Origin of the sequence: Amycolatopsis cynarae, from assembly GCF_026802195.1 — a bacterium.
GTDB lineage: Bacteria > Actinomycetota > Actinomycetes > Mycobacteriales > Pseudonocardiaceae > Amycolatopsis_E > Amycolatopsis_E rhizosphaerae.
Map to the genome: position 1 here is coordinate 6207354 of NZ_CP113836.1, position 25940 is coordinate 6233293.

Annotated in this window: 26 protein-coding genes; 9 read left to right on the forward strand and 17 right to left on the reverse strand. The window is 70.7% G+C overall.

The window, feature by feature from the left end:
* The first annotated feature begins 58 nt into the window (after positions 1-58).
* Entirely contained in the window at positions 59-1504 is a 1446-nt protein-coding gene (locus ORV05_RS29835; protein ID WP_268755287.1) for an aldehyde dehydrogenase family protein, read from the forward strand.
* An 85-nt stretch (positions 1505-1589) separates the two neighbouring features.
* Here the strand turns inward: ORV05_RS29835 and ORV05_RS29840 are convergent, their stop codons facing one another.
* The 3 genes from ORV05_RS29840 to guaB form a co-directional block, all read right to left on the reverse strand.
* Positions 1590-3356: an FAD-dependent oxidoreductase gene (locus ORV05_RS29840; protein WP_268755288.1), complete on the reverse strand. Its 1767-nt coding sequence runs from the start codon at positions 3354-3356 to the stop codon at positions 1590-1592.
* A 66-nt stretch (positions 3357-3422) separates the two neighbouring features.
* The gene (locus ORV05_RS29845) at positions 3423-4553 is read right to left on the reverse strand and encodes a GuaB3 family IMP dehydrogenase-related protein (protein ID WP_268755289.1); all 1131 of its coding nucleotides are present in this window, start codon (positions 4551-4553) and stop codon (positions 3423-3425) included.
* A gap of 32 nt (positions 4554-4585) precedes the next feature.
* Positions 4586-6088, reverse strand: a complete 1503-nt coding sequence (gene guaB, locus ORV05_RS29850; RefSeq protein WP_268755290.1) for an IMP dehydrogenase — start codon at positions 6086-6088, stop codon at positions 4586-4588.
* A gap of 158 nt (positions 6089-6246) precedes the next feature.
* Between guaB and ORV05_RS29855 the strand changes: the two genes are divergently transcribed.
* A complete protein-coding gene (locus ORV05_RS29855; protein WP_268755291.1) occupies positions 6247-6633 on the forward strand; it encodes a DUF5319 domain-containing protein in 387 nt (128 codons plus the stop codon).
* A gap of 54 nt (positions 6634-6687) precedes the next feature.
* On the opposite strand, the gene ORV05_RS29860 is transcribed toward ORV05_RS29855, so the two are convergent.
* From ORV05_RS29860 to ORV05_RS29880, 5 genes are all read right to left on the reverse strand, one after another.
* Positions 6688-7629: an anti-sigma-D factor RsdA gene (locus ORV05_RS29860; protein ID WP_407652601.1), complete on the reverse strand. Its 942-nt coding sequence runs from the start codon at positions 7627-7629 to the stop codon at positions 6688-6690.
* Positions 7630-8202 (reverse strand): sigma-70 family RNA polymerase sigma factor, encoded by a 573-nt coding sequence (locus tag ORV05_RS29865; protein ID WP_144590072.1) that lies wholly within the window; start codon positions 8200-8202, stop codon positions 7630-7632.
* 216 nt (positions 8203-8418) lie between these two features.
* Positions 8419-9015 (reverse strand): response regulator transcription factor, encoded by a 597-nt coding sequence (locus ORV05_RS29870; protein ID WP_027940930.1) that lies wholly within the window; start codon positions 9013-9015, stop codon positions 8419-8421.
* Positions 9012-10019, reverse strand: a complete 1008-nt coding sequence (locus ORV05_RS29875) for a hypothetical protein (RefSeq protein WP_268755292.1) — start codon at positions 10017-10019, stop codon at positions 9012-9014. The genes ORV05_RS29870 and ORV05_RS29875 overlap by 4 nt, the downstream gene beginning before the upstream one ends.
* 19 nt (positions 10020-10038) lie before the next feature.
* Positions 10039-10959, reverse strand: coding sequence for a MerR family transcriptional regulator (locus ORV05_RS29880; RefSeq protein WP_268755293.1), 921 nt, complete (start codon positions 10957-10959; stop codon positions 10039-10041).
* Between the two features lie 225 nt (positions 10960-11184).
* Between ORV05_RS29880 and ORV05_RS29885 the strand changes: the two genes are divergently transcribed.
* The gene (locus ORV05_RS29885; RefSeq protein WP_144592221.1) at positions 11185-11487 is read left to right on the forward strand and encodes a WhiB family transcriptional regulator; all 303 of its coding nucleotides are present in this window, start codon (positions 11185-11187) and stop codon (positions 11485-11487) included.
* A 25-nt stretch (positions 11488-11512) separates the two neighbouring features.
* On the opposite strand, the gene ORV05_RS29890 is transcribed toward ORV05_RS29885, so the two are convergent.
* Complete coding sequence (locus ORV05_RS29890; protein ID WP_268755294.1) at positions 11513-12124, reverse strand: TetR/AcrR family transcriptional regulator; 612 nt, start codon at positions 12122-12124, stop codon at positions 11513-11515.
* A gap of 92 nt (positions 12125-12216) precedes the next feature.
* Between ORV05_RS29890 and ORV05_RS29895 the strand changes: the two genes are divergently transcribed.
* The gene (locus tag ORV05_RS29895) at positions 12217-12957 is read left to right on the forward strand and encodes an SDR family NAD(P)-dependent oxidoreductase (protein WP_268755295.1); all 741 of its coding nucleotides are present in this window, start codon (positions 12217-12219) and stop codon (positions 12955-12957) included.
* A 72-nt stretch (positions 12958-13029) separates the two neighbouring features.
* Here the strand turns inward: ORV05_RS29895 and groL are convergent, their stop codons facing one another.
* The 4 genes from groL to ORV05_RS29915 all read right to left on the reverse strand — a co-directional run bounded on the left by groL (position 13030) and on the right by ORV05_RS29915 (position 16380).
* Entirely contained in the window at positions 13030-14649 is a 1620-nt protein-coding gene (gene groL / locus ORV05_RS29900) for a chaperonin GroEL (protein WP_268755296.1), read from the reverse strand.
* A gap of 76 nt (positions 14650-14725) precedes the next feature.
* On the reverse strand, positions 14726-15019 hold the full coding sequence (groES, locus tag ORV05_RS29905; protein WP_268755297.1) for a co-chaperone GroES: 294 nt from the start codon (positions 15017-15019) through the stop codon (positions 14726-14728).
* A 346-nt stretch (positions 15020-15365) separates the two neighbouring features.
* Positions 15366-15761: a hypothetical protein gene (locus tag ORV05_RS29910; protein WP_268755298.1), complete on the reverse strand. Its 396-nt coding sequence runs from the start codon at positions 15759-15761 to the stop codon at positions 15366-15368.
* A gap of 127 nt (positions 15762-15888) precedes the next feature.
* Positions 15889-16380, reverse strand: a complete 492-nt coding sequence (locus ORV05_RS29915) for a hypothetical protein (protein ID WP_268755299.1) — start codon at positions 16378-16380, stop codon at positions 15889-15891.
* 358 nt (positions 16381-16738) lie between these two features.
* On the opposite strand from ORV05_RS29915, the gene ORV05_RS29920 reads away from it, so the two are divergent.
* The gene (locus tag ORV05_RS29920; RefSeq protein ID WP_268755300.1) at positions 16739-17209 is read left to right on the forward strand and encodes a hypothetical protein; all 471 of its coding nucleotides are present in this window, start codon (positions 16739-16741) and stop codon (positions 17207-17209) included.
* Positions 17210-17490: 281 nt separating this feature from the next.
* On the opposite strand, the gene ORV05_RS29925 is transcribed toward ORV05_RS29920, so the two are convergent.
* Positions 17491-18375, reverse strand: a complete 885-nt coding sequence (locus ORV05_RS29925; protein WP_268755301.1) for an NADP-dependent oxidoreductase — start codon at positions 18373-18375, stop codon at positions 17491-17493.
* 57 nt (positions 18376-18432) lie between these two features.
* On the opposite strand from ORV05_RS29925, the gene ORV05_RS29930 reads away from it, so the two are divergent.
* Complete coding sequence (locus tag ORV05_RS29930) at positions 18433-18816, forward strand: winged helix-turn-helix transcriptional regulator (RefSeq protein WP_268755302.1); 384 nt, start codon at positions 18433-18435, stop codon at positions 18814-18816.
* Positions 18817-18905: 89 nt separating this feature from the next.
* Positions 18906-20852: an N-acetylmuramoyl-L-alanine amidase gene (locus ORV05_RS29935; RefSeq protein ID WP_268755303.1), complete on the forward strand. Its 1947-nt coding sequence runs from the start codon at positions 18906-18908 to the stop codon at positions 20850-20852.
* On the opposite strand, the gene tsaD is transcribed toward ORV05_RS29935, so the two are convergent.
* From tsaD to tsaB, 3 genes are read right to left on the reverse strand one after another with little or no spacing between them, the layout of a single operon-like run.
* On the reverse strand, positions 20849-21895 hold the full coding sequence (gene tsaD / locus ORV05_RS29940; protein ID WP_268755304.1) for a tRNA (adenosine(37)-N6)-threonylcarbamoyltransferase complex transferase subunit TsaD: 1047 nt from the start codon (positions 21893-21895) through the stop codon (positions 20849-20851). The genes ORV05_RS29935 and tsaD overlap by 4 nt on opposite strands.
* Complete coding sequence (gene rimI, locus ORV05_RS29945) at positions 21895-22365, reverse strand: ribosomal protein S18-alanine N-acetyltransferase (protein WP_268755305.1); 471 nt, start codon at positions 22363-22365, stop codon at positions 21895-21897. The genes tsaD and rimI overlap by 1 nt, the downstream gene beginning before the upstream one ends.
* Entirely contained in the window at positions 22362-23018 is a 657-nt protein-coding gene (gene tsaB / locus ORV05_RS29950; RefSeq protein WP_268755306.1) for a tRNA (adenosine(37)-N6)-threonylcarbamoyltransferase complex dimerization subunit type 1 TsaB, read from the reverse strand. The genes rimI and tsaB overlap by 4 nt, the downstream gene beginning before the upstream one ends.
* Positions 23019-23116: 98 nt before the next feature.
* On the opposite strand from tsaB, the gene ORV05_RS29955 reads away from it, so the two are divergent.
* Entirely contained in the window at positions 23117-24574 is a 1458-nt protein-coding gene (locus tag ORV05_RS29955; RefSeq protein WP_407652602.1) for an acyl-CoA synthetase, read from the forward strand.
* Positions 24567-25904 (forward strand): carboxyl transferase domain-containing protein, encoded by a 1338-nt coding sequence (locus tag ORV05_RS29960; protein WP_268755307.1) that lies wholly within the window; start codon positions 24567-24569, stop codon positions 25902-25904. The genes ORV05_RS29955 and ORV05_RS29960 overlap by 8 nt, the downstream gene beginning before the upstream one ends.
* The last annotated feature ends 36 nt before the right edge of the window (positions 25905-25940 follow it).

A 25940-nucleotide genomic window follows, 5' to 3' on the forward strand; every position in this document is an offset into this window, starting at 1 on the left:
CCGGGACACGGGGCCTCCCTGCGCGGAGGGCCGCTTCCGGCGGCTTACCTTGGTGACCATGGACACGATCACTCCGGAACCCCGGCCCGCCTGGATCGCCGGCAGGCCCGAGCAGGGCGGCGGCACCCTCGAGGTTACCCACCCGTTCGACGGCAGCGAGGTCGCCACGGTCGCGGTGCCCGACGCCGGTCAGGTGGAGCGGGCGGTGGCGGCCGCGGCCGCGGTGGCGCCCGCGTTCCGGCGCTCACCCGCGCATGTGCGGGCCGCCGCACTGGACCACGTCTCGCGTGGGCTCGCGGCGCGGGCCGAGGAGCTCGCCGAAGTGATCACGGCGGAGAACGGCAAGCCGTACAAATGGGCCGAGGCCGAGGTCCGCCGCGCGATCTCGGTGTTCCGGATCGCCGCCGAGGAGGCGCGCAGGTTCTCCGGGGAACTCCAGCGGCTGGACACCGATCAGGGCGGCGAGAACCGCCTCGCGATGGTCCGCCGGGTGCCGCGGGGCCCCGTGCTGGGTATCGCCCCGTTCAACTTCCCGCTGAACCTGGTCGCGCACAAGGTGGCCCCGGCGCTCGCGGTGGGCGCGCCGATCATCGTCAAACCGGCGCCGCGCACTCCCCTGTCGGCACTGATCCTCGGCGAACTACTGGCCGAGACGGGGCTGCCCGAGGGCGTGTTCTCGGTGCTGCCGCTGGGCAACGCCGAAACCGCCGCACTGGTGGCCGACCCGCGGCTGCCGGTGGTGTCGTTCACCGGTTCCGGTCCCGTCGGCTGGTCGCTGGCGGAGGCGGCGCCGCGCAAGCACATCGTCCTGGAGCTGGGCGGCAACGCGGCGGCCGTGGTGCTGGCAGACTGGCCGGACCTGCCGGGCGCGGCGGCGCGGATCGCGACCTTCGGCAACTACCAGGCGGGCCAGTCGTGTATCGCCGTGCAGCGCGTGATCGTCGAGCGCGCGGTCGCGGACGAGTTCGTGCCCGCGCTGCTGGAGGCGGTGCGGGCCCAGCGCACGGGCGACCCGTACGACACGGCGGTGGACGTCGGTCCCGTCGTCGACGAGGCCGCGGCGGAACGCATCGTCGCGTGGATCGACGAGGCGGTGGCGGGCGGGGCGAAGGTGCTGACCGGCGGCACGCGCGAGGGCGCCACGGTCGAACCGACGCTGCTCACCGATGTGCCGCCGGAGGCGAAGGTCTGGGCCGAAGAGGTGTTCGGCCCGGTGCTCGCGGTGTCCGTTGTGGACAGTGCGGACGAGGCCTTCGCCGCGGTGAACGCCTCGGTCTACGGGCTGCAGGCCGGTGTGTTCACCCGGGACGTCCGGCAGGCGTTCCGGGCCTCGGCCGAACTCGAAACGGGCGGCGTGATCATCGGGGACGTGCCGTCGTACCGCGCGGACCAGATGCCCTACGGCGGGGTGAAGGGTTCCGGCGTCGGCCGGGAAGGGGTGCTCGCCGCGATGCACGACCTGACCGAGGAAAAGGTCACCGTCTTCACCGGCATCGACCTCTAAGGAGCACCGGACAGGGGCTGGGGCAAGCCGTGAAGGGCCTCTTCACGGTCGGATCGACTGTGAAGAGGCCCTTCACGGCACTCCGTCAGGCGCCCTGTTTCCGGGGGGTGGGACGACGGCGGCGGCTCGCGCCCGGCTTGGCGGGGGCGGCGGCGGTGAGCTTCAGCGCGGCCGGCGCGTGGGCGGGGACGGCCGGGGTCTTCGGCGCGACCGGGTCAAGCCTGCGGTAGCCCTCGCCCTGTTCGGGACGCGGATCCTCCTCGCCCTTGTTCGGCCAGAACGAGAACGCGCGCTCGGCCTGGGCGGCGATGGTGAGCGAGGGGTTGACGCCCAGGTTCGCGGTCACCGCGGTTCCATCCACAATGGACAGATTCGGGTAGTGGAACACCCGGTGGTACGGGTCGATCACCCCTTCGTCCGCATCGGCTCCGATCGCCGCCCCGCCGATGAAGTGGGCGGTGAGCGGGATGTTGAAGATCTCGCCCCAGGTCCCGCCCGCCATCCCGCCGATGTGCTCGGCGGTACGCAGGTTCGCCTCGTGCCCCGCCGGGATGAAGGTCGGGTTCGGCTCGCCGTGGCCCTGCCGCGAGGTGTACTTCCGGCGCCCGAACAGCCCGCGCCTGGTGTAGGTGGTGATCGAGTTGTCCAGGCTCTGCATCACCAGCAGGATCACCGTCCGCTCGCTCCAGCGGTAGCCGTTGAGCAGTTTCGCGGACTGCACCGGGTGACGCAGGAGGAAACGCGCCGCCTGCAGCCAGCGCGGCACCTCGGAGGACCCGTCGGTCGCGATGGTCTGCAGCAGGCTCATCGCGTTGCTGCCCTTGCCGTAGCGCACCGGCTCGATATGGGTCGAGGAGTCCGGATGGATGGACGAGGTGATCGCGACGCCCCTGCTGAAGTCGCGGTTCGGGTCGACGGTGGGCCGCCCGGCGCCGATGATCGCCTCGGAGTTGGTGCGGGTCAGTTCACCGAAGCGGCGGGACAGCTTCGGCAGCACACCCTCGTCCCGCATCCGGTGCAGCAGTTGCTGCGTTCCCCAGGTACCCGCGGCCAGCACGACCTGCCGCGCGGTCAGGGTGTGCCGGAAGCGGCGACTGGTGGTGCCGGTCTTGCGGATGTCGACCGCGAACGAACCGTCCGGCCTCGGCCGCAACGCGTCCACCGTGGTCAGCGGAATGACCTTCGCCCCGCCCCGCTCCGCCAGGTACAGGTAGTTCTTGACCAGGGTGTTCTTCGCACCGACCCGGCAACCGGTCATGCACGCTCCGCATTCGGTGCAACCGGTACGGGCGGGCCCGGCGCCGCCGAAGTACGGGTCTTCGGCGCGCTCGCCCGGCTTGCCGAAGTACACCCCGACCGGCGTCGGGTGGTAGGTGTCGGCGACGCCGAGATCGGCGGCCACCTTCAGCATGACCTCGTCCGACGGGGTGACCGTGGGGTTGGTGACCACCCCGAGCATCCGGCTCGCCTGGTCGTAGTGCGGTGCCAGCTCGGCTTCCCAGTCGGTGATGTGGGCCCACTGCCGGTCCTCGTAGAACGGCTTGAGCGGCCGGTACAGCGTGTTCGCGTAGACCAGCGAACCCCCGCCGACCCCGGCCCCGGCGAGCACCATCACGTCCTTGAGCAGATGCACGCGCTGGATGCCGAAGCAGCCCAGCGCGGGCGCCCACAGATACCGCTTGAGATCCCAGGACGTCTTGGCGAACTCGTCGTCGGCGAACCGGCGGCCCGCCTCGATGACGGCCACCCGGTAGCCCTTTTCCGTCAGCCGGAGGGCCGCGACGCTGCCGCCGAAGCCCGAACCGACCACGATGACGTCATAGTCAGCCGCATTGCTGTTACCCGTGGTCACAGCAAAAAGAGTAGCGCCCGCCGGCGTTCCTGACTAGGAGTAAGTTACCGGCGGGTTCGATTACTCTCAGCGACGAACGGTCAGGCCGACCCGCTGGAACTCCTTGAGATCCGAGTAACCGGTCTTGGCCATCGCCCGGCGCAGCGCGCCGAACAGGTTCACCGAGCCTTCGGCGTCCGGCGACGGGCCGAACAGCAGGGTCTTGAGGTCGGCCTCGAAGTCCGGGACCGCGGCCACCCGCGAGCGCGGCAGCGACGGATGCGCCGCGGCCGCCGTCCAGTACAGGCCGTGCCCGGGCGCCTCGGCGGCCGCGGCGAGCGGCGCGCCCAGCATCACCGCGTCCGCCCCGCAGGCGATCGCCTTCGCGATGTCGCCGGAGAAGGTCAGGCCACCGTCCGCGAGCACGTGCACATACCGGCCCCCGGTCTCGTCGAGGTAGTCGCGGCGCGCCGCGGCCGCGTCGATGATCGCCGTCGCCATCGGCACCCCGATCCCCAGCACGCGGTCGGTGCTGGTGACGCCCGGCGTGTAGCCGTGGCCCACGATGACACCTGCGGCCCCGGTGCGCATCAGGTGCATCGCGGTCCGGTAGTCGGCCACCCCGCCCGCGATCACCGGCACGTCCAGCCCGCCGATGAACTCCTTGAGGTTGAGCGAATCCGAATCCCCGGAGACGTGCTCGGCCGAGATGATGGTGCCCTGCACGACCAGGATCTCCACCCCGGCCGCGATCAGGTGCGGGGTCAGCTCGGCGGCGTGCTGCGGGCTGACCCGCGCGGCCACCGTCACGCCCGACTCGCGGATCGTGCGGAGGGCCTCGGCCAGCAACTCGGGCTGCACCGGAGCGGAGTGAAGGTCCTGCAGCAGGCGCACCAGCGCCGCCGGGTCCTCGCCCTTGGCGGTGTCGGCGAGCTGCCGCATCACCTTCTCCACGTCGGCGTGCCGGGCCCACAGCCCCTCGGCGTTGAGGACGCCGAGCCCGCCGAGCCTGCCGATCTCGACCGCGGTCGCGGGCGACACGATCGCGTCCGTGGGATGGGTGACCAGCGGCAGGTCGAAGCGGTAGGCATCGATCTGCCACGCGGTGGAGACCACCGCCGACGAACGCGTCCGGCGCGACGGGACGATCTCCACGTCGTCGAGGTCGTACGCGCGCCGTGCGGTACGTCCCATGCCGATCTCGACCAGATCCCGCACGAGCGGATCCCTTCTCGTTTTGTGTGGCCCGGTCAGCGGGCGGTGTAGTTGGGTGCTTCGACGGTCATCGTGACGTCGTGCGGGTGGCTCTCCTTGAGCCCGGCCGAGGTGATCCGCACCAGCTGCGCCTCCTGCAGCTGGGCGACCGTCTCCGCGCCCGCGTACCCCATGCCCGCGCGAAGACCGCCGACCAACTGGTGCACGACGTTGACCAGCGAACCCCGGAACGGGATCCGCCCCTCGATGCCCTCCGGCACCAGCTTGTCCTCGGAGAGCACGTCGTCCTGCGCGTAACGGTCCTTCGAGTAGGACTTGCGGCCGTCCCGTGACTGCATGGCCCCGAGCGAGCCCATCCCCCGGTAGGTCTTGAACTGCTTGCCGTTGACCAGGATCAGGTCACCGGGCGATTCCGCGGTGCCCGCCAGCAGGCTGCCGAGCATGACGCTGGAGGCACCGGCGGTGATCGCCTTGGCGATGTCGCCGGAGTACTGGATGCCACCGTCGCCGATCACCGGGATGCCCGCCGGACGGCACGCCTTGTCCGCCTCGAAGATCGCGGAGATCTGCGGCACGCCGACCCCGGCCACGATGCGGGTGGTGCAGATCGAACCCGGCCCGACGCCAACCTTCACCGCGTCCGCCCCGGCGTCCACCAGCGCCTGCGCCCCGGCACGGGTCGCCACGTTGCCGCCGACGACGTCGACCGTGTCGCCCAGTTCCTTCTTGAGCGTCGCCACCATGTCGAGCACGGCACGCGAATGCCCGTGCGCGGTGTCCACCATGAGCACGTCGACGCCGGCGTCGGCCAGCGCCATCGCCCGCTGGTGGCCGGACGGGCCGACCCCGACCGCGGCACCGACCACGAGCCTGCCGTCCGGGTCCTTGGTGGCCATCGGGTACTGCTCGGTCTTGACGAAGTCCTTGACGGTGATCAGTCCGCGCAGCTTGCCCGCGCCGTCCACGATCGGCAGCTTCTCGATCTTGTGACGGCGCAGCAGCCCCAGCGCGGCCTCCGCGGTGACCCCGACCTGTGCGGTCACCAGCGGCTGCCTGGTCATCACCTCGCTGACCGGGCGGTTGTGGTCCACCTCGAACCGCATGTCCCGGTTGGTGATGATGCCGACCAGCGCGCCGGAGGCGTCGGTGACCGGAACACCGGAGATCCGGAACCGCGCGCAGAGCGCGTCGACCTCGGCCAGGGTGTCGTCGGGGGAGCAGGTGACCGGGTCGGTCACCATCCCGGCCTCGGACCGCTTGACCACCTCGACGGCGGCGGCCTGCTCCTCGATCGGCATGTTGCGGTGCAGGACGCCCATGCCACCCTGGCGGGCCATCGCGATGGCCATCCTGCCTTCGGTGACGGTGTCCATCGCCGCGGAGACCAGCGGAACGCGGAGAGTGACGTTGCGGGACAGCCGGGTGCTGGTGTCCACCGCGCTGGGCACGACGTCCGACTCGGCCGGCAGGAGCAGCACATCATCGAAGGTCAGGCCCAGCATCGCGAACTTGTCAGTGGGGTCGAACTCGCTCGTCATGACTGGTTACTGACCTTCCTCGGCATTCGGGAGAGAACCTTCACCCGATGGTATAGGCCGTGACCGGGGTGAAGCCCCAGGCCCGCGCGGAAGGTGACCTGAGCGTCTTTGACAAAGGCGCTGGACAGGGCACCACCTCCGAGCGGTACCGTGCCACGGTGCCGCACGACGTGTTGCCTCCGGACCCGTTCGCCGACGACCCCGACGACCCGGCCAAGCAGCTGGCCGGCCTCGATGACGACCTGGAAGAACCGATCGAGGGGCAGGCACGCACCGAGCTGCTCGCCGACCTCGCCGATCTGGCGGTCTACCAGGCCCTGCTGGAGCCGCGCGGAGTTCGCGGAATCGTCGTCGACTGCGGGGAATGTGACCAGCCGCACTACCACGACTGGGATCTGCTGCGGGCCAGCCTGGAACAGTTGCTCGCCGACGGCCGGATGCGGCCGCACGAGCCCGCCTACGACCCGGACCCGGCGGACTACGTGAGCTGGGACTACTGCCGCGGCTACGCCGATGGCGTCACCGCGAACGAAAGCGCCTACTGACCTCACTCCGCCCGCCGTGATCGCTCCCGCGGACGGTGTGGCGGTGGTGAGGGGTCAGTTACCGCCGGTGGCGGCGGCAGGCCCCTGACCACTCGAGCTGTTCGAGGTGTCGCTGCGCACCGTGCCGCTGCCAGTGCCGTTGTTGGTCCCGGCCGCGGAACCCGCCGCGCTGCTGCTCGAGGTCGGCGCGCTCGAGGACGTGCTGGGCGAGGACGTCGGGGCGCTCGACGTCGATGGCGGCGTCGAAGTTGAAGGCGGGGTGGTCGTGGTGGACACCGACGAGGGCGGGGGCGTCGAGGACGACGGCGGAGGCGTCGACGACGTGGACGGCGGCGGCGTGGTGCTGTGCGTCGGGCTCTCCAGCATCTGGGTCAGCTGCTGGTGCTCCTGCATGAGCTGGGCGAGGTTGTCCTCGGCGGAGACCTGGGTCAACTTGTCCGCCGCCTCGGCGAGCGCCTGCTGCGCCTCGGCGATGCGTCCTTGGGACAGCGCGATGCTCGCCTGCCGCAGGTCGGTGCGGGCGGCCGAAGCGGCCTCGACCGAACGTGCGTGGTCGGCGTAGAGGACCTTGGTCAGGCCCCACAGCGTGTCGCCGGGCTGGGCGTCGCGCGCGGCGACGCTGGTGCCGGTGAAGGCGATGGCGAGCACGGCGGCGGCCGCCGCGACCGGCACGAGCAGGCGTCGCTTGCGCACCCGGGCGCCATGGCGCCGTGCGAGCGTGGCGGCCTTCACCGTGGCCACCGCGGTCTCGGTGTCGACCAGTTCGGCCAGCGGTTCGCTGTCGATGTCACGCCGCCAGGCCAGCAGCAGGGCGTTGAGCTCTTCGTCCCCCATGCCGCGGGCGGCCTTCGGGTCGGAGCCGCCGAGCGCGTCCAGCAGGGCGTCGTCTTCGTGCACGGCGGAGAGGTCCGCCTCGAACGCGGCCTGCGACGCGCTCATCGTGTCGTCGTAGGAAAGCTCGCGTCTGACCTCGTCCCGGCTGTCTCGGTTGGTCACTCAGGCCACCTCCTCGGACGCCAGCGCCTTGCGGAGCCGCGCGAGCGCACGATGCTGGGCGACCCGGACCGCACCCGGCGTCGAGCCGACCGCGTCGGCCGTCTCTTCGGCGGAGAGTCCCACGACCACTCGCAGCACCACGATCTCGCGTTGTTTGTCGGGCAACACACGCAGCAGCTGTGCCATGCGTTCGTTCAGCTCTCCCTGCAGGGCACGCTGCTCGGGACCGATATCGCCCTCGATCTCGTCGGGGATCTCGGCCACCGGTTCGGCGCGGTTGCGGGCGGCGGCCCGGTGGGCATCGGCGACCTTATGCTGCGCGATGCCGTAGACGAAGGCGAGGAACGGGCGCCCCTGGTCACGGTACGAAGGCAAAGCCGTGAGCACCGCGAGACACACCTCCTGCGCTACGTCGTCTGCCGAAGCGAACGAACGCTCCTGCCTGCCAACCCGGGCACGGCAATACCGCACCACAAGAGGACGGATCGCGGCCAGCAGCCGTTCCACCGCCTGAGGATCTCCCTCGACGGCGGCGACGACCGACTCATCCAGTCCGTCCCCCACATTGGCCATCGCAGACAACAGTCCCAGCGTTACGTGTAGGCGTACAAATGACGGCGCGCGGCAGCTACCCCCCTCGCACCGGTAACGCCCACCGTACCGCCCGGCATCGACGCCGCCTGGGCACGGTCACCTTCGGCGTACCCCGCGGCGCGGGGCGCGCGTGGGTCGCGATCCCAAGGTGTTCAAGGATTCAACGACTCTCGCAGCTTACGGGATGCCGAGGTGTCAGGAAACCAGGCCTCGCCGGAAACCGTGCGCCACCGCCTGGGCGCGGTCCCGCACGCCGAGCTTGCGGAACAGCCGTCGCGCGTGCGTTTTCACCGTGTCCTCGGACAGGTAGAGCTCGCGGCCGATCTGCCCGTTGCTCTTGCCCTGGCTCATGCCCCGCAGCACCTGGAGCTCGCGCTCGGTGAGCTGGACGCCGGGGTCGGCGGGTTGCCGGGGCGCCGGGACGGAGGTGCTGGCCAGGGTGTGCGCCAATGCGGCGACGAGCTCGGGTCGGGAGGCGTCCCAGCGCAGGTAGCCGCGAGCGCCGCCGGCGATCGCGGCCGCGATGCTGCTCGCATCGTCGGGCGCGCCGAAGACGATCACGTTGGCCTGCGGGTTGGCGGACACCAGCCGCCGGGTCGCCTCCACACCGGCCGGCATCGCGCGCTGGGTGCCGACGAGGACTACGTCCACGGGCTGCCGCGAGTACCGGGCCAGCAGCTCGTCACCGTGCGCAACACAGTCGATGCGACTGACGCCGGGAACGGCAGACATCACGCGGGTGAGCCCTTCGCGGACACTGCGTCGGTCGTCGCAGATCAAGACCGTAGTCACGGGGTTTCCTTCCTGCAGCCGGGTGACGTTCCATATCCCCTATCGGACGCTTTTGGCCGAACCTTGACACGATCCGGTGGCTTTTTTTGTGGGATCTTCGCCCGGATGTCGGCATGCACGTCTTCCTGCACCAACTCAGGGGAAACCGGGATCCAGGGTGACGCAAGAGCCAGCCGCCTCCCCTCCGGATCGGAGCCCAGTAACACTGCGTGCAACACCTCGTCGACCCTGAACCGATCCTCCCCGCCGTCGAGGCCGAGATCCGCGGCGAGCAGGCGCGCGGGCCAACTCAGCGAGCGTAATGCGAATCGGTCCGCGTCGGCGAGGGCGAGACCGGCCAGATTCAACGCACGTTCCCGGGCCGCCCGCTCCCCGGTGGCCCCCAGTGCGGCCGCCAGGACCAGCCGCGACTTGGTCCGATGCCGGAGCGCACTGGCCTCGAGGGACGCAGCCAGCGCCGCCTCGGCGGGCGCCACGGCGGCGGGGGCGTTCCCCGAGGCAAGCTCGATCTCGGCGGTGACCCAGCCCGCGCGCACGCGGGAGCGCCAGCCTGCCGGTTCGGCCCGGGCCAGCACGCGCCGGGCGACGCCGAGCCTTCCGATGCCGAGGTTGTCGGCGGCCAGGCCGAGAAGCGCGTCCGTTCGCGCGCCCGCCGCGTCGAGCCCGTCAGGATCAGCGGGGCCGTCCACCCCCGCGACGAGACGCAGCGCGGCGCCGTCCCGTCCGAGTGCGGCGGCGTGGCCGCCCAGTTGGCGTCGGTGGGAGGCGAGCGTGCTCAGCGCGAGCGAGGCGAGCACCGGATCGGCGTCGCGTCCCAAGTCGTCGAGCAGGTCCGCCGCGGCCGCGTATCGACCCTGTCCGCCGAGGACGATCGCGGCCAGCAGCCGGGCCCGGGGCGGCCCCGAGGCCGCCCGCGCCAGCCGCCCGGCCGAGACCCGGGGAAGATCACCGAAGGCGGCCCGTCGCAGTTCGTCCATCACCACCGTGCCACGGTACCGGGACACGGCGACAGAAACCGTGTGGTCAGCGGCCGACGAGGACGTATTCGAGACGCTCGGCGGCGGACCGCAGATCGGTCAGCGGCTCGACCTTGGGCGGCAGGGGGATCCCCGCCCAGCCTGCTCCCCACGCGAACAGCCGGGTACGCAGGCGGCCGCGCGACAACCGGACGAACACCGCGGTGTCGGCCTGCCCGGCCTCGCCGGCGTGCAGCACGACCGCGGCGGGAGCGGTGTGCCGGACCGCGGCCGCCAGTACCTCCCGCGGCGGGGTCGTGCCGAAGAGCCGGGTGCTGATGCGCCGCTCGGCCAGACACGCGGTCAGCGCGTACAGCGGCAGGTTCACGCGGTCCCCCGGCAGGCCGGTGATGAGCACGGGGCGCTGGTTGCGGGTGGCCGCGGGCACCGGGGTGGCGCGGACGAGCGCGGCGAGGACGCATTCGGCGAACAGGTAACCGGCGTCGGCGCCTTCCTGCTCACCGTCCCAGCCGGACTCGAAGGCGGTGGCCACGGGCTCGATCACGTTCTCCCAGGCTTCGAGCACCCCGGCCTCGGCGATCGACTCCGCGAGCGTCCGCTGCACGGCGGGGCCGTCCATGGCCAGCGCCGCGGCCCGCAGCCGCCGGGCCACCGAGCGGTCGAGCACCACTTCCCCGGGCGCGATGCGCTCCCCGGAGCCTTGCTGGACGGGCAGGACGGCTTCGAGCGCATAGCGTGCGGCCTCGGCCGTCGAGGCCCCGCCGAGCAGGGCCCGTTGCATGAGTTCGAGCCGGTTGACATCCTCGGGGCCGTAGCGCCGGTGCTTGCCGCCGGTGTGCCCGGTGGGCCCCAGGCCGTACCGCCGGTCCCAGGTTCTCAGCGTGGACGGGGCTATGCCAAGCCGCCGGGCCACCACGGCCACGGGCAGCGTCGCCTCCGTTCGGCCGGCACGGCCAGCGCCATTCATTCGGCCCAATATGGGGCAGCCAGGAGTACCCAGCAACCGCAGGGTTATGCGTGACGAGTGGAAAAAGGGGCCATTCTCACGCTTGCGGGGGATACCTAACGGCTGAATCCGATCTTTTCCCTTGAACAACTATTGACGCGCTTCTAACGTTACCGCCGTTGCGCCAAATGGAGTAGTCACACCGCAACTACGAGGGTCACAGACCGAATAACGGAGGCGGTCACGATGGCAGACACGCGCAGGCTTCCAGGCCCCAACGCCGACATCTGGGACTGGCAGCTGGAGGGGGCCTGCCGAGGAATGGACAGTGGAGCCTTCTTCCATCCCGACGGCGAGCGTGGGCCGGCCAGGGCGAGGCGCGAGGCCCGGGCGAAGGCGATTTGCCAGACCTGCCCGGTACTGCGTCTGTGCCGCGAGCACGCACTGGCCGTGCACGAGCCCTATGGCATCTGGGGCGGGCTGTCCGAGTCCGAGCGCGAGAGCATCCTCAAGACCGGCAAGCGTCAACTGAGTCTCTCCGGCCAGTGAGGGGGCAGGAAGGAAGGGGTGGCGTTCATCCGGACGCCACCCCTTCTTCCTGCACGAAACGCGGCCAGCAACTCATCGCGTCCGCCACCACCGAAAGCAATTCATGTTCACTGGCCCCGTCGAGCGCCTGAATCGACAGCCCGTGCAGCACGGTCCCGTAAAACCGGACCATACCGTCAAGATCGACGGTTTCCGGGATTTCGCCCGCGGCGACCGCCACCACCAGGCGGGCGCGAAGTGATTCAAGGTTTTCCCGTCGGCGCGCGGAGAGGAATTCGCGAACGGACCCGTTTCGTTCGGCGTGGTTGATTCCACTAAGAACGATCATGCAGCCGGGCGGATGGTGCCGGTCGGCGAAGTCGCGAGCCGAGGCCCGCAGCCACTCCGCCACCGCCTCGCGCGCCGTCCCGCCCTCCGGGAAGCCGTGGCCGAACTCGCGACCGTAGCGGCCGACGGCCTCGTGGAACAGGGCCTCCTTGCTCCCGAAAGCCGCGTACAGGCTGGGCGAGTTGATCCCCATCGCCGTGGTCAGATCCGCCAGCGAGGTGCCCTCGTACCCGCGCTCCCAGAACAGGCGCATGGCCTTGTCGAGCGCTTCGTCGCGGTCGAAGGCGCGGGGCCTGCCTCGGGGGGACACGGACCGATTCTATATCGACCGGCACAAAAACCCTTGACGGCCGACGATGGCCTCCTTAATTTTGTATCGACTACTACAGAAACGGAGCTTCCGTGCCCGCACTCGAAGGGAAGGTCGCGTTGGTGACCGGCGGCAGCCGGGGCATCGGCGCCGCGATCGCACTCCGCCTGGCCCAGGACGGCGCCGACGTCGCCATCACCTACGAAAAGAGCCGCGACCGCGCGGACGAAACGGTCTCGAGGATCGGTGAACTGGGCCGCAAGGCCATCGCGATCCAGGCCGACAGCGCGGACGCCGCGGCGGTGACGGCGGCCATGAACCAGGCCGCGTCCGCACTGGGCGGACTCGACATCCTGGTCAACAACGCCGGGATCTTCCCGGCGGGAACCATCGACACGTTGTCGCTCGCCGACATCGACCGCACGCTCGCGGTGAACGTGCGTTCGGTGTTCGTCGCCGTGCAGGCGGCGCTAGCCCACCTGGGAGAGGGCGGCCGGATCATCACCATCGGCAGCACCCTTGCCGACCGGGTATCCGGCCCCGGCATGAGCGCCTACGCGGCGAGCAAGGCGGCGCTGGGCGGGCTCACCCGCGCCCTGGCCAGGGACCTCGGGCCGCGAGGAATCGGCGCGGTGCTGGTCGCGCCCGGGCCCACCGACACCGACATGAACCCGGCGGACGGGCCGCATGCCCAGCGGGTCCTCGCGCTGTCCGCGGTCGGCCGCCACGCCGAACCCGCCGACATCGCCGCGACCGTCGCACACGTCGCCGGGCCGGGCGGCCGGTTCATCACCGGCTCCACCATCACGGTCGACGGCGGCACGAACGCCTGAGGCGGAAGAAGGAAGAAAAGAAGAAGGGAGCTTTGGTGTGCCCAAAGCTCCCTTCTCGCCTGCTGCCCTTGTTCAGTGGGCGTGGCCGTGGCCGTGGCCGGCCGCGTCGTCCTCTTCGGCGGGCTTGTCCACCACGGAGCTCTCCGTGGTGAGGACCAGCCGGGCGATGGAGGCGGCGTTGGCCACCGCGGAACGGGTGACCTTCACCGGGTCGACGATCCCGGCCGCGATCAGGTCGGTGATCTCGCCGGTGGCGGCGTTGAAGCCGTAGCCCCAACCCTGCTCCTGGACCTTGTTCACGATGACCGCGCCTTCGTGACCGGCGTTGGTGGCGATCCAGAACAGCGGCGCGGTGAGCGCGTCGCGCACGATCCGGACACCGGTCGCCTCGTCACCGCTGAACTCGCTCTCCAGCGAGGACAGCTCCTTGACCGCGTGCACGAGCGCGGAACCACCGCCGGGCAGGATGCCCTCCTCGACGGCCGCCTTGGTGGAGGCCACGGCGTCCTCGATGCGGTGCTTGCGCTCGTTCAGCTCGGTCTCGGTGGCCGCGCCGACCTTGATCACCGCGACGCCGCCGCCGAGCTTGGCCAGCCGCTCCTGCAGCTTCTCCCGGTCCCAGTCGGAGTCGGTGGTCTCGATCTCCTTGCGGATCTGGGCGATGCGGGCGTCGATGTCGGCCTTGGTGCCCGCGCCTTCCACGATCGTCGTGGTGTCCTTGGTGACCTCGATCCGCCGGGCGGTGCCCAGCGAGTCCAGGGCCACGTCGGCCAGCTTGAGGCCGATCTCCGAGGAGATGACCTGCGCGCCGGTGACGACGGCGAGGTCGTCCATGAACGCCTTGCGGCGGTCACCGAAGAACGGCGCCTTGACCGCGACCGCGATGATCGTCTTGCGCAGCGCGTTGACCACCAGGGTGGACAGCGCCTCGCCGTCGACGTCCTCCGCGATGATCAGCAGCGGCCGCTTGGCCTCGACGACCTTCTCCAGCACCGGGAGCAGATCCGCCAGCGCGGAGATCTTCTCGCGGTGCAGCAGCACGTAGGCGTTCTCCAGGATCGCCCGCTGCTCCTCCGGGTTCGTCGCGAAGTGCGCCGACAGGTAGCCCTTGTCGAACTGCACGCCCTCGGTGATCTCGAGTTCGGTGGCCAGCGTGGAGGACTCCTCCACGGTGATCACGCCGTCCTCGCCGACCTTCTCCACCGCCTCTCCGAGCAGGGCGCCGATGGTGGCGTCCCGCGAGGTGACGGTGCCGACCTGGGCGATGTTGTCGCGACCCTTGACCGGGGTGGCCTTGCCCTTGAGCACCTCGACGACCTTGTCCGCGGCCGCCTCGATACCGCGGCCGAGCGCGGTCGGGTTGGCACCGGCGGCCACGTTGCGCAGGCCGACCTTCACCAGGGACTGCGCCAGCACGGTGGCCGTGGTGGTGCCGTCACCGGCGACGTCGTTGGTCTTGGTGGCGACATTCTTGGCGAGCTGGGCACCCAGGTTCTCGAACGGGTCCTCCAGGTCGATCTCACGCGCGACGGTCACGCCGTCGAGCGTGATCGTCGGGCCGCCGAACTTCTTGTCGAGCACCACGTGCCGACCGCGCGGGCCGAGAGTCACCTTGACCGCGTCGGCCAGCTTGTTGACACCACGCTCGAGCGCCCGGCGCGCGTCCTCGTTGAAGTTGATCTGCTTAGCCATTCGGATCCTCTCCAGACAGCAGAACGCCCCGGCCCCCGGCTAAGCGGGGCCCGGGGCGTTCGTACATGCGCCGATGTCAGTTGACGACGGCCAGCACGTCGCGAGCGGACAGGATCAAGTAGTCCTCACCGTTGTACTTGACCTCGGTGCCGCCGTACTTGGAGTAGATGACGACGTCGCCGACCTGGACATCCACCGGGATGCGGTTGCCCTTGTCGTCCACGCGGCCCGGGCCCACGGCCAGAACCTTGCCCTCCTGGGGCTTTTCCTTAGCGGTGTCGGGGATGACGAGACCGGAAGCCGTCGTCTCCTCGGCCTCGCTCGTCTGGACAACGATCTTGTCCTCGAGCGGTTTGATGTTCACGCTCACCGGGTTGACCTCCACGGGTCGTCGAAAGCGTTGGCAGGTACTTACTCTGGTTTCGGCGCCTACCACCCCCGCCGTCGCGGGTGCCGGGGCGTGTGCGGTGCCGTGCAATTAGCACTCTAGCCACGCGAGTGCTAGCCGTGCAACCAGGGCCGGTTTGCGATGCCGGAACGTGTCGGCGGCGAGCATGACCGGCGGGTCCGCGGGCACCGGACGGAGACCCGCCGGATGGGCGTCCCTGGCCGTGGGCCAGGCCCGGCGTCCGCAGGACCGACCCCGCACACAGGACGATCAAGGCGCGCCGCGACCGGCGGCGCGCCTTGATCGTCCTCTGCGGCATCCCGGCGAGTCACCGGGGCCGGCCCTGGTTCCCCTGTTGCCGGGCCGTCTCCTGCGAGCCGCCCGCGGAGGCCGACCGCTTGTGGTGCTGCTCGGCGTTGGAGGTCTGCCCGAAGGCCTTCATGATTTCCGGGGTCAGCGCCTTCGCCAACGCCGGTGCCAGCGATTCGGCCAGGGCCGAGGCGATGGCCTGCGAGATCAGAAGTTGTTCGAAAGTCGATGTCCGCGACACCGGCCGGGAGAGCGACGCGATGGCCGCTTCCGTCAGCGCCGCGCCCAGCGGGTCCTGCTCGTATGCCGCCTCCTTCGGTGCACGTGAGGGTTCTTTCATGAGTTGCTGAATGAGATCGTCGATCAAGTCACTCAGTGGCTCTTTGCCTGCTTCTTCGCCAGATCCGGCCGACATGGTGGTTCCTTGGTCTGCTCTCGGTATTGGTGCGCCCTCCGGCCATTGGTCGACGACGGATCAATGACCGGAGGGCGTGTCTGTTTCGCGCGAATCCGTGATGTCAGGTTATTGCCGCCAACGAGTCCTACCGCCCCGCGAGCGCGGCCAGCAGCATCGGGTGCTCGATCAGACCCCCACCGCCCGACTCGCGCCTGCGCCGCATGAGCGCCGCCAGAAGCAAAGGATGCTCGATAATGCTTTCCCCGCGCTCTTCCCGCCTACTCATCAGCGCGGCCAGCAGCAGCGGATGCTCGATCAGACCCCCACCACCCTCACGCCTGCGCCGCATGAGCGCCGCCAGAAGCAAAGGATGCTCGATAATGCTTTCCCCCTGCTCCTCCCGCCTACTCATCAGCGCGGCCAGCAGCAGCGGATGCTCGATCAGACCCCCACCACCCTCACGCCTGCGCCGCATGAGCGCCGCCAGAAGCAAAGGATGCTCGATAATGCTTTCCCCCTGCTCCTCCCGCCTACTCATCAGCGCGGCCAGCAGCAGCGGATGCTCGATCAAGCCTTCACCGCGCTCTTCCTCCGCCTCCGGTTGAACCCTTTCACGTGCTTCCGTCGCCGTTGTCATGACAGCACCTTTCAGTTCCGCATTTTGACAGACAACTACCGATCACGAAATTGTGATGATCGGTTTTCGGCGCCAGTGGTGAGAGATCTTCGCCCCTCACCGGCGGACCGCCTGGTGTCGGATGGCTGGTTTTTCCTCCAACCAGGACTGTCCCATACGGTTCCGGGGCCTGCATGTCGTCCGGCGGGTGAGATGCGGAAAGTGACCTACCGTCCCCGAGCGGAAGAATTCGGCCACCCTCTCAGGTGAGGGCATGCGGATCGCTTCCGCTATTCTTTGCCGAGTCCGGCCGGATCTCCGGTGATGATTTTGCGTCGTTTTCCCCGCGCCCGCCGCCTGGTCGTGCCACCCTGATCGAGTGACCGATGCACAGCCTGGGGTACTTCTCGACGAACATGCGGGACTGGTCCACGCGCCGTTCGACCGGGTGAGGGATGCGGTGCTGACAATACGGACCGGCACGCTGGCGGGAACCGACGTCCCGTTGATCCTCTCCGGCCAGGCCGGGCAGACGGTGGTGATCACCGGCGGGCCCGCCCGGTTCACCACCACCGTCTCGGGCGCGCCGCTCACCCTCGAAGTGGACCCGGCCGCGGGCTGGGTCCAGGCGAAGGGCCAGTGGTGGTGGTGCGGGCGACTCGAGGTGCACGAAGATCCGGCCGGTGCGCGACTGGTGCGCCGCACCTACAACCTGGCGGGTGGACTGTCCGGCCGTCTGGTCCCGCTCACCGTCGGACGCGGACACGACAAGCGAGCGGTCGACGGCCTGCACGCAAACCTCGCCGTGCTGGGTGAACGGCTGTCCTGCCGCACCGAGTTCCTGCGCTGAAGGCCGCACTGAGGGCGACCGCCGTCTCACTCTTTGAGCGGTGTCCCACCCGGCGGGAGGCTGCCTACCGTGGATTTCGGCTCGGGTGAACCTTCATCGAAGGGATGGTGTTGTCCGATGGGTGGATGCAACTGCTGCAGTTCGTGCTCCGGCTCGGGGTGCGGCTGCTGCGGCAAGTGCTGACCGAACCACTGGATACCCGACGGGTGCCGTGAAGGGTGCCTTCACAGTCGTATCGGCTGTGAAGACACCCTTCACGGGAAGCCCCGGGCCCGTGTGGGTCAGGGGGTCAGCACGATCTTGCCCCGGACGCGTCCGGTTTCGCTGAGTTCGTGGGCCAGCGCGGCCTGCTCCAGCGGGAAGGTGCGCTCGACGTGCACCGACAGTCGTCCCGCCTCGACCAGCTCGTTGACCGAGACCAGATCGGGCCCTGAGGGGCTGACATAGAACCGGTGGTGCCGAGGATCGCCCTCGGCGTCGTCGCCCACGGCGTCGAGCAGGACTCCCTCAGGCTTGAGCGTGGCCAGGGTGCGGCGGCCGTACTCCCCGCCGATCAGGTCGTAGGCGACGTCCACCCCCCGCACCACGTCGGCGAAGTCGGTCGCGGTGTAGTCGATCAGCTCGTCGGCTCCCAGCTCACGCAGGAACTCGTGGTTCTCCGCGCGCGCCGTCCCGAGCACGTACGCGCCGCGGGCCTTGGCGATCTGCACCGCGAAGTGGCCGACCCCGCCCGCGGCCGCGTGGATGAGCACCCGCTGCCCTGCCTCGACCTTCGCCACGTTCACCAGCGCCTGCCACGCGGTGAGCACCGCGGTCGGCAGCGCGGCGGCCTGCGCGTGGTCCAGGTTCACCGGCTTCGGCGCGAGTGCCTCCCGCGCGACGGCCACGTACTCGGCGTAGGCCCCCCATTTGCTGAGCCACAGGCCGTAGACCTCCTCGCCCGTGCCCTCCACTTCGCCGGAAAGGTCCAATCCGAGCCGCAGGGGCGGCGGGCCGAGCCGGTCGACGATCCCGGCCCGCACCTTCCAGTCGGCCGGGTTCACGCCCGCCGCGCGCACCCGCACCAGCACCTCCCCCGGCCCGGGCTCCGGGCGGGGGGTCTCAACCAGTTCCAGGACTTCCGGGCCGCCGAAGGCCCGCACTTCGATCGCTCGCACGGCCACCATCCTGCGGCCGCCCGTTTCCGTTGTGAAGAAGGCACCTTTTTGATATCCAGGTTCCTTGTGGATACCGTGCAGGCCTACCTCACCCGCTGTCCGGCACGCACCGTGCTCGAGGCGCTCGCGAACAAGTGGACACTACTGGTGCTGAGTTCGCTGACCAGGGCGGACGGCCCGGTGCGCTTCAACGAGTTACGCCGCGCACTCGAGGGCATCACGCAGAAGGCGCTCACCCAGACCCTGCGCTCACTGGAACGCGATGGTCTGGTCCAGCGCACCGTCTACCCGACCGTGCCGCCCCGCGTGGAGTACGCGGTCACCGATCTCGGCAGCCAGGTCGGCGAGCTGTTCTGCGTGCTCGGTAAATGGTCCCAACAACATGTGCACGAGATTCTCGCCGCCCGGGAAGCGTTCGACACGCGGCCGGAACCGCTGCCGATCGGCTGAAAGGGGCATCCCGACTCGACGAAAGGACGTATCCAACCTCGCCACCGGTGTGTAGCTTTCTGGCATTGCTCCGTACGCGAGGAGAGTTCATGGATTCGTTCACTCGCCGCACCGCGCTCCGCGCCGCCGCCGCCGGAACGGCCGGACTGGCCACCGCCACCACCAGCAGCAGTGCGCAGGCGGCCGTCGCCGAGGGAGGACGCCAGCGGGCATTCGCCGCGGCCGCCACGGAATTCGGTGTTCCCGAACCGGTTCTGCTCGCGGTGTCCTATTTGAAGTCGCGCTGGGACCACCACGGTGGCGCACCGAGTACCGCCGCCGGCTTCGGGCCGATGCACCTCACCGACCTGCGCACCGCGGCCGCCGGCGGCAGCCACCACGACAAGGGCAGCGAGGATCCGAGGGCGGACGACGCCCGCCCCGCACTGCGCCCGGCCTCGCCCGCCGTGGCCGAACCGGATCCGGCGCTGCAGACCGTGGACCTGGCGGCGGAACTGACCGGCGTCGCACCCGCCACCCTCCGCACCGATCCGGTGCAGAACATCCGCGGCGGGGCCGCGGTTCTCGCGCGATACCAGCGGGAACTGGGGAACAGCGGGAGCGATCCCGCCGACTGGTACGGCGCGGTGGCCCGTTACAGCGGCGCCGCCGACTCGACCGCGGCCGCCTTCTTCGCCGACGAGGTGTACGGCGTGATCGGCGCGGGCGCGGAACGGGTCACCGACGACGGCCAGACCGTCCGGTTGGACGCCCTCCCCGGCATCACCCCGGCGCGGATCCAGCTGCGCGGGCTCGGGCTGCCCGCCGCCGACCGCGGCGCGGTCGAAGCGCCGCCCGGCGTGTCGTGCGAATGGATTCCCGCGCCCTACCAGGACCTCGGCAACGGCGACTACGGCAACTACGACAAGGCCGAGCGCCCACGGAGCCAGCGGATCACCCATATCGTCATCCACGACACCGAGTGCACCTACGACGTCGCATTGGGCCTGGTGCAGGACCCGAAATACCTGGCATGGCACTACACGATCCGCTCGAGCGACGGGCACATCGCCCAGCACGTGCTGACCAAGGACGTCGGCTGGCACGCCGGGAACTGGTATCTGAACGCGAAGTCGATCGGGATCGAGCACGAGGGTTTCGGCGCCCAGGGCACCTGGTACACCGAGGCGATGTACCGCACCTCGGCGAAACTGGTGCGCTATCTCGCGGACAGGTACGAAATTCCGCTCGACCGGCAGCACATCCTGGGCCACGACACGGTGCCTGGCCCGACCCCCGGCACCGTCAAGGGCATGCACTGGGATCCCGGCCCGTACTGGGACTGGGCGCACTACTTCGAACTGCTGGGCGCTCCGCTGTGCCCCTGGCCGCCCCGGCAGAACACGGGACTGGTGCAGATCAAACCGGGCTTCTCCCGCAACCGTCCCGGCTACACCGGCTGCGACAGCACCGCGCCGGGGGCGGTCTGCCCGTCGCTGGGCTCCTCCGCGGTCATCCTGCACAGCGAGCCGAGTGAAGACGCCCCGCTGCTGCTCGACCCCGGTCTGCACCCCGACGGTTCACCGTCCACCATGGACGTCGCGGACGTCGGCAGCAGGGTGTCCACCGGCCAGCACTACGCGGTCGCCGAGATCCGCGGCGACTGGACGGCGATCTGGTTCCTCGGCCAGAAGGGCTGGTTCCACAACCCGCCAGGGGCTCGCGCGGCCCACCCGGCGCTCGGCATGGTGGTCACCCCCAGGCCCGGGGTGGACTCGATCCCGGTGTACGGCCGCGCCTACCCCGAGGCCGAGGCCTATCCGTCCGGCATCACGCCGCAATCGGTGGTGCCGCTGCAGTACACGATGCCTGCGGGACAGCGGTACGCCGCAGGCCCGGTGCTGGACTCGGAGTATTTCTGGGCCACCACCTTCGACCCGGCGAGCCACGTGGTGGTGCGCGGGAAGACCCGGTACGTCCAAGTCCAGTTCGGACACCGCGTCGCCTACGTCAAGCTCGACGACGTGGTGCTCTGCCCTGCCCGCCCCGCGGACTAGAGCGAGACGACGTCGACGGGCAGGGCCGGGTTCGCCGAAATGTCCAAACCGGACTCGGCCACCCCGGCCGCGACCACGTGCGCGCCGAGAGCGGCGATCATCGCGCCGTTGTCGGTGCACAGTCGCGGCCGGGGTACCCGCAGTTCGATCCCGGCCGCCTCGCACCGTTCGCGGGCCAGCGCCGACAGCCGCGAGTTCGCCGCGACCCCGCCGGAAATCACCAGGGTGCCGATGCCCGATTCGGTGGCCGCCCGCACCGCCTTCGCGGTGAGGACGTCGGCGACGGCCTCCTGGAACGAGGCGGCGACGTCGTTCACCGGCACCTCCTCGCCGCGGCGTTCCGCGTTCTCCACCCAACGGGCGACCGCGGTCTTCAAGCCGGAGAAGGAGAAGTCGAACTTCGCGTCACGTGGGCCGGTCATGCCGCGGGGGAAGGCGATCGCCTTCGGGTCGCCCTGCGCGGCCGCCCTGTCGATCGGCGGGCCGCCCGGGTACGGCAGGCCGAGTACGCGCGCGACCTTGTCGTACGCCTCGCCCGCGGCATCATCCACAGTGGACCCGATTTCGGTGATCGCGGTGGCGATGTCGTCCACACGCAGCAGTTGCGTGTGGCCGCCGGACACCAGGAGCGCGAGGCAGGGCGAGGGCAGTGGACCGTGCTGCAGCGTGTCGACGGCGATGTGGCCCGCCAGGTGGTTCACGCCGTACAGCGGCACTTCGAGCGCGGCCGCATAGGCCTTGGCCGCGGACACCCCGACCAGCAGCGCACCGGCCAGACCCGGCCCAGCGGTAACCGCGATGGCGTCCACATCGGACAGCTTCAGCCCGGCGGACTCGAAGGCCCGGTCGGCCGTCGGCACCAGCGCCTCCAGGTGGGCGCGGCTGGCCACCTCGGGCACCACACCGCCGAAGCGGGCGTGCTGCTCGACGCTGGACGCCACCTCGTCGGCGAGCAACTCGACCCGGCCGTCGTCGTGCAGGCGGACCAGCCCGATGCCGGTCTCGTCGCAGGAGCTTTCGATGCCGAGGATGACCCGGGACATCAGCCCACCTCCTGAGCGCTGCGGGCGGGACGCATCATGGTGTACGCGTCGGCACCCGACGGTTGGTAGTAACGCTTGCGCAGACCGATCCGGCTGAACCCGTGCCGCGCGTACAGTTCGAGCGCACGGTCGTTGTCCGTCCTGACCTCCAGGAACACCGGCGCGTTCAGCTCGTCGGCCTTCTCCAGCAGCGCGCGCAGCAGCGCTGTGCCCACGCCCCGGCCCTGGTGTTCCCGCTCGACGCCGATGGTGTGCACGCTGGATTCGAACTCGCCCGGCCGCCCGGCCGTGGCCAGCCCCGCGTAGCCGATCAGCTCGCCCTCCTCGCCGTACGCGCCGAGGTAGTAGTTGCCCGCGTCCAGTTCGGACTGGAAGGCACGGGCGCTCCACGGGTCGTCCCCGGCGAAGAGCTGCTTTTCGATCTCCACACAGCGTGCGATGTCCTTGCGGCGGAGCGGGGCAAGCCTCACGGCGCCGTCACCCGCTTCCGGGCCGACGGCTCGACCGCGTCCGGGCGGCGCAGGTACAGCGGGGTCAGCGGGGCCGGGGCCTCACCGGCGAGCAGCGCCTCTCGCGCGGCGGCCACGAGACCGGCGGTGGCCGGGTAGTACGGCTCGACCACTCGGACGCCCAGCCGCTCGGCGTACTGCCGCGCGCCGTCGCCCGCCGCGACCGGACGGCCGAGCGGCTCGGGCGCCTGCACATGGGGACCGTCGACCCGGGCGCCGTGCTCGTCGTAGGCGGCCCAGTACACCTCGCGGCGGCGGGCGTCGGTCACCACCAGGAACGGCTCGCCGGGGGTGGCCTGCGCGGCGATCGCGTCGAGGCCGCACACCGGGTACACGTTGATGCCGAGCCCGTGGCCGAGGGCCGCCGCGGTGGCCATCCCGGCCCGCAGGCCGGTGAACGGCCCGGGGCCCACCCCGCAGACGATGGCGTCGACTTCGCGCAGGGTGACCGCGGCCTCCCGCGCGGCCGCCAGCAGATGCGGGGTGATCAGTTCGCCGTGGGCGCGCGGGTTCACGGTGACGCGCTCGGCGAGCACGGTGACGTCTGCGCCCGCCAGGGTCGCCACCCCCGCGGTGACCGCGGGCGTCGAGGTGTCAAGGGCGAGTACCAGCACGATGTACCAGCCTACCGGTCGCGCCGATCCCGATGCCGCAGGTCACCGCCTCTCGCGGGACTCCCGGGCCGGGCTCGCTTCGGGTAGGTTCGGCTGTCGTGGCGAAACGGTTGTTCCCGGCCCTGACAGCACCATCGGGCGAAGCGCCGGACAAGGACAAGGAAGCCCTCCGCTTCGGCGCGCTGTCCCTCGACTACTCGCGACTGGCCGCCGTGGCCGGTGACCTGGCGCGGAGGCTGCGGGACGCGCAGCCGGTGCGGGTCGCCGTATGGGCCACCCCGACGCTGCACACGAGCGTGGCGGTCGTCGCCGCCCTGCTCGCCGGGGTGCCCGCCGTGCCCGTCAACCCGAAGATCGGGGAACGGGAACTCGCCCACATAGTGAGCGACAGCACACCTTCGGCCGTGCTCACCGAACCCGGTGTCACCCTCCCCGCCGCGCTCGCCGCGCTGCCGCGCGTCGACGTCCCGCTCACCGGGAAGCCGGGCGAGCTGCCGGACGAATCCGACGACGAGGCGCCCGCCCTGATCGTCTACACCTCCGGCACCACGGGACCGCCCAAGGGCGTGGTGCTGCCGCGGCGCGCCATCGCCAGCACGCTCGACGCGCTGGAAGACGCCTGGCAGTGGACCGCCGAGGACGTGCTCGTCCATGCGCTGCCGCTGTTCCACGTGCACGGCCTGATCCTCGGCATCCTCGGCCCGCTGCGCCGCGGCGGCACCGTCCGGCACCTCGGGCGCTTCTCCGTCGAAGCCGCCGCGAAGGAACTGTCCGCCGGGGCCACCATGATGTTCGGCGTGCCGACGATGTACCACCGGATCGCCGGCGAAGTCGCCACGGACCCGGAACTGGCGGCGGCCTTCGGCCGGGCCCGGCTGCTGGTCTCCGGTTCGGCGGCCCTGCCGGTGCACGACCACCGGCGGATCACCGCGGCGACCGGTCAGCAGGTCGTCGAGCGCTACGGCATGACCGAGACGCTGATGAACACGAGCGTGCGGGCCGACGGCGAGCGCAAACCCGGCACGGTCGGCGTGCCGCTGCGGGGCGTCGAAGTGCGGCTGGCCGACGAGTCCGGCGCGGTCGTCACGGTGAGTGACGGCGAAACCGTCGGCGAGATCCAGGTGCGGGGGCCGAACCTGTTCACCGAGTACCTCAACCGGCCCGACGCGACCGCCTCGGCCTTCGCCGAAGGCTGGTTCCGGACCGGCGACATGGCCACCCGGGACGCCGACGGCTACCTGCGCATCGTGGGCCGCAAGGCCACCGACCTGATCAAGAGCGGCGGGTACAAGATCGGCGCCGGGGAGATCGAGAACGCCCTGCTCGAACACCCGGGAGTGGCCGAGGCCGCGGTCACCGGCGAACCGGACGCGGACCTGGGCGAGCGCATCGTCGCTTGGATCGTGCCGTCCGGGGAACCCCCTGCCGAGGAGGAGCTGGCCGACCACGTGGCGCGGCTGCTCGCCCCGCACAAGCGGCCGCGGGTGGTGCGTTACCTCGACGCGCTTCCCCGCAACGACATGGGCAAGGTAATGAAACGGGCACTGCATGGCTGACCGGCGCTCCGCCCGCGAGCTCGTCGCGGAGCTGGCGGCGGGGTTCACCGAACTCCCCGCCCCACCGGCCGGTCCGTCCGTTGTGGACGGTCCGATCGGCTGGCCCGGTTACGACGAGGCGCGGGCCCGCGCCGAGGAACGCACCGGCGAGCGCGAATCCGTGCTCTGCGGAGTGGGCCGGATCGGTGCCGTCGAAGCGATGCTGATCGTGTTCGAGTTCGGTTTCCTCGGTGGCTCACTGGGCCGTAGAACCGGCGATCGGATCGAAGACGCGTTCACCGAGGCGCGGCGCCGCCGCATCCCGGTGGTGTCGCTGATCGCGACCGGGGGCAGCCGGATGCAGGAGGGCATGGCCGCACTGACCCAGCTCCACCGCATCGCCGGGCAGGCCGCGCTGACCAGGGCGGCCGGGCTGCCGCAGGTGTCGGTGCTGCGGGACCCGACGACCGGCGGCGGCTGGGCCACGCTCGGTGCGGGAGCCGACGTGACGCTGGCCCTGCCCGGCGCGCAGGTCGGGTTCGCCGGGTCCCGGGTCCGGCCCCCCGGCGACTTCTCCGCCTACACCGCCGAATCTCAGCTGGCCTCCGGGCTCCTCGACCGGATCGTCGACCCCGCGCACCTGCGGGAGACGCTGGGCCGCTGGCTCACCCTGTTCACCGGGGCGGACGGGCGTCCTGCCGAACCGCCCGCCGCGCTGGGCGCCGCCGAGCCGCCCGCCACCGGCTGGGACGCCGTGCTGGCCGCGCGGGCCCCCGAACGGCCGCGTGCGGACGCCTATCTCACGGACTACTTCGACTGGTGCGAGGACATCAGTGGTGACCGTTGCGGCGGCGTCGACGACGGCGTTCGCTGCGGGTTCGGCTCGCGCGGCGGGGTGACCATCGCGTACGCGGCACAACGCGGCAGCGCGACCCGCCCCGCGGGATTCCGCACCGCCGCCCGGCTGGTCCGGCTCGCGGACCGGCTCGGCATCCCGGTCCTGACCCTGGTGGACACCCCCGGCGCGGCCAACGACGCGGCCGCCGAGCGCGAGGGCGCGGGCAGCGCCATTGCCGAGGTCTTCGCCGCGATCGCGGGCGCCTCGGTGCCGGTGACCAGCCTGGTCATCGGCGAGGGCGGCTCCGGTGGTGCGCTCGCGTTCGCCGCGCCCGGCCGCATCTGGGCCACCCCGGACAGCTTCTTCTCGGTCACTTCGCCGGAAGCGGCGGCCGCGATCCTGAAACGCAGCGCCGATGAGGTGCCCGCCACCGCGAACCGGCTCCACCTGCGGCCGCAGGACCTCGTCGAGCTCGGCATCGCCGAAGGCATCGTCACGCCCACTTCCGGCTGAACTCCGGCGAGGTCGGGGCTGGCGCGAGCCGTGAAG

Bases quoted from the DNA above. Each gene is read 5' to 3' on its own strand.
- ORV05_RS29835 (WP_268755287.1), top strand. From the start codon at position 59: ATGGACACGATCACTCCGGAACCCCGGCCCGCCTGGATCGCCGGCAGG.
- guaB (WP_268755290.1), bottom strand. From the start codon at position 6,088: ATGACGAGCGAGTTCGACCCCACTGACAAGTTCGCGATGCTGGGCCTG.
- ORV05_RS29865 (WP_144590072.1), bottom strand. From the start codon at position 8,202: ATGGCCAATGTGGGGGACGGACTGGATGAGTCGGTCGTCGCCGCCGTC.
- ORV05_RS29880 (WP_268755293.1), bottom strand. From the start codon at position 10,959: ATGAATGGCGCTGGCCGTGCCGGCCGAACGGAGGCGACGCTGCCCGTG.
- ORV05_RS29885 (WP_144592221.1), top strand. From the start codon at position 11,185: ATGGCAGACACGCGCAGGCTTCCAGGCCCCAACGCCGACATCTGGGAC.
- groL (WP_268755296.1), bottom strand. From the start codon at position 14,649: ATGGCTAAGCAGATCAACTTCAACGAGGACGCGCGCCGGGCGCTCGAG.
- ORV05_RS29910 (WP_268755298.1), bottom strand. From the start codon at position 15,761: ATGTCGGCCGGATCTGGCGAAGAAGCAGGCAAAGAGCCACTGAGTGAC.
- ORV05_RS29915 (WP_268755299.1), bottom strand. From the start codon at position 16,380: ATGACAACGGCGACGGAAGCACGTGAAAGGGTTCAACCGGAGGCGGAG.
- ORV05_RS29925 (WP_268755301.1), bottom strand. From the start codon at position 18,375: ATGGTGGCCGTGCGAGCGATCGAAGTGCGGGCCTTCGGCGGCCCGGAA.
- ORV05_RS29935 (WP_268755303.1), top strand. From the start codon at position 18,906: ATGGATTCGTTCACTCGCCGCACCGCGCTCCGCGCCGCCGCCGCCGGA.
- tsaD (WP_268755304.1), bottom strand. From the start codon at position 21,895: ATGTCCCGGGTCATCCTCGGCATCGAAAGCTCCTGCGACGAGACCGGC.
- ORV05_RS29960 (WP_268755307.1), top strand. From the start codon at position 24,567: ATGGCTGACCGGCGCTCCGCCCGCGAGCTCGTCGCGGAGCTGGCGGCG.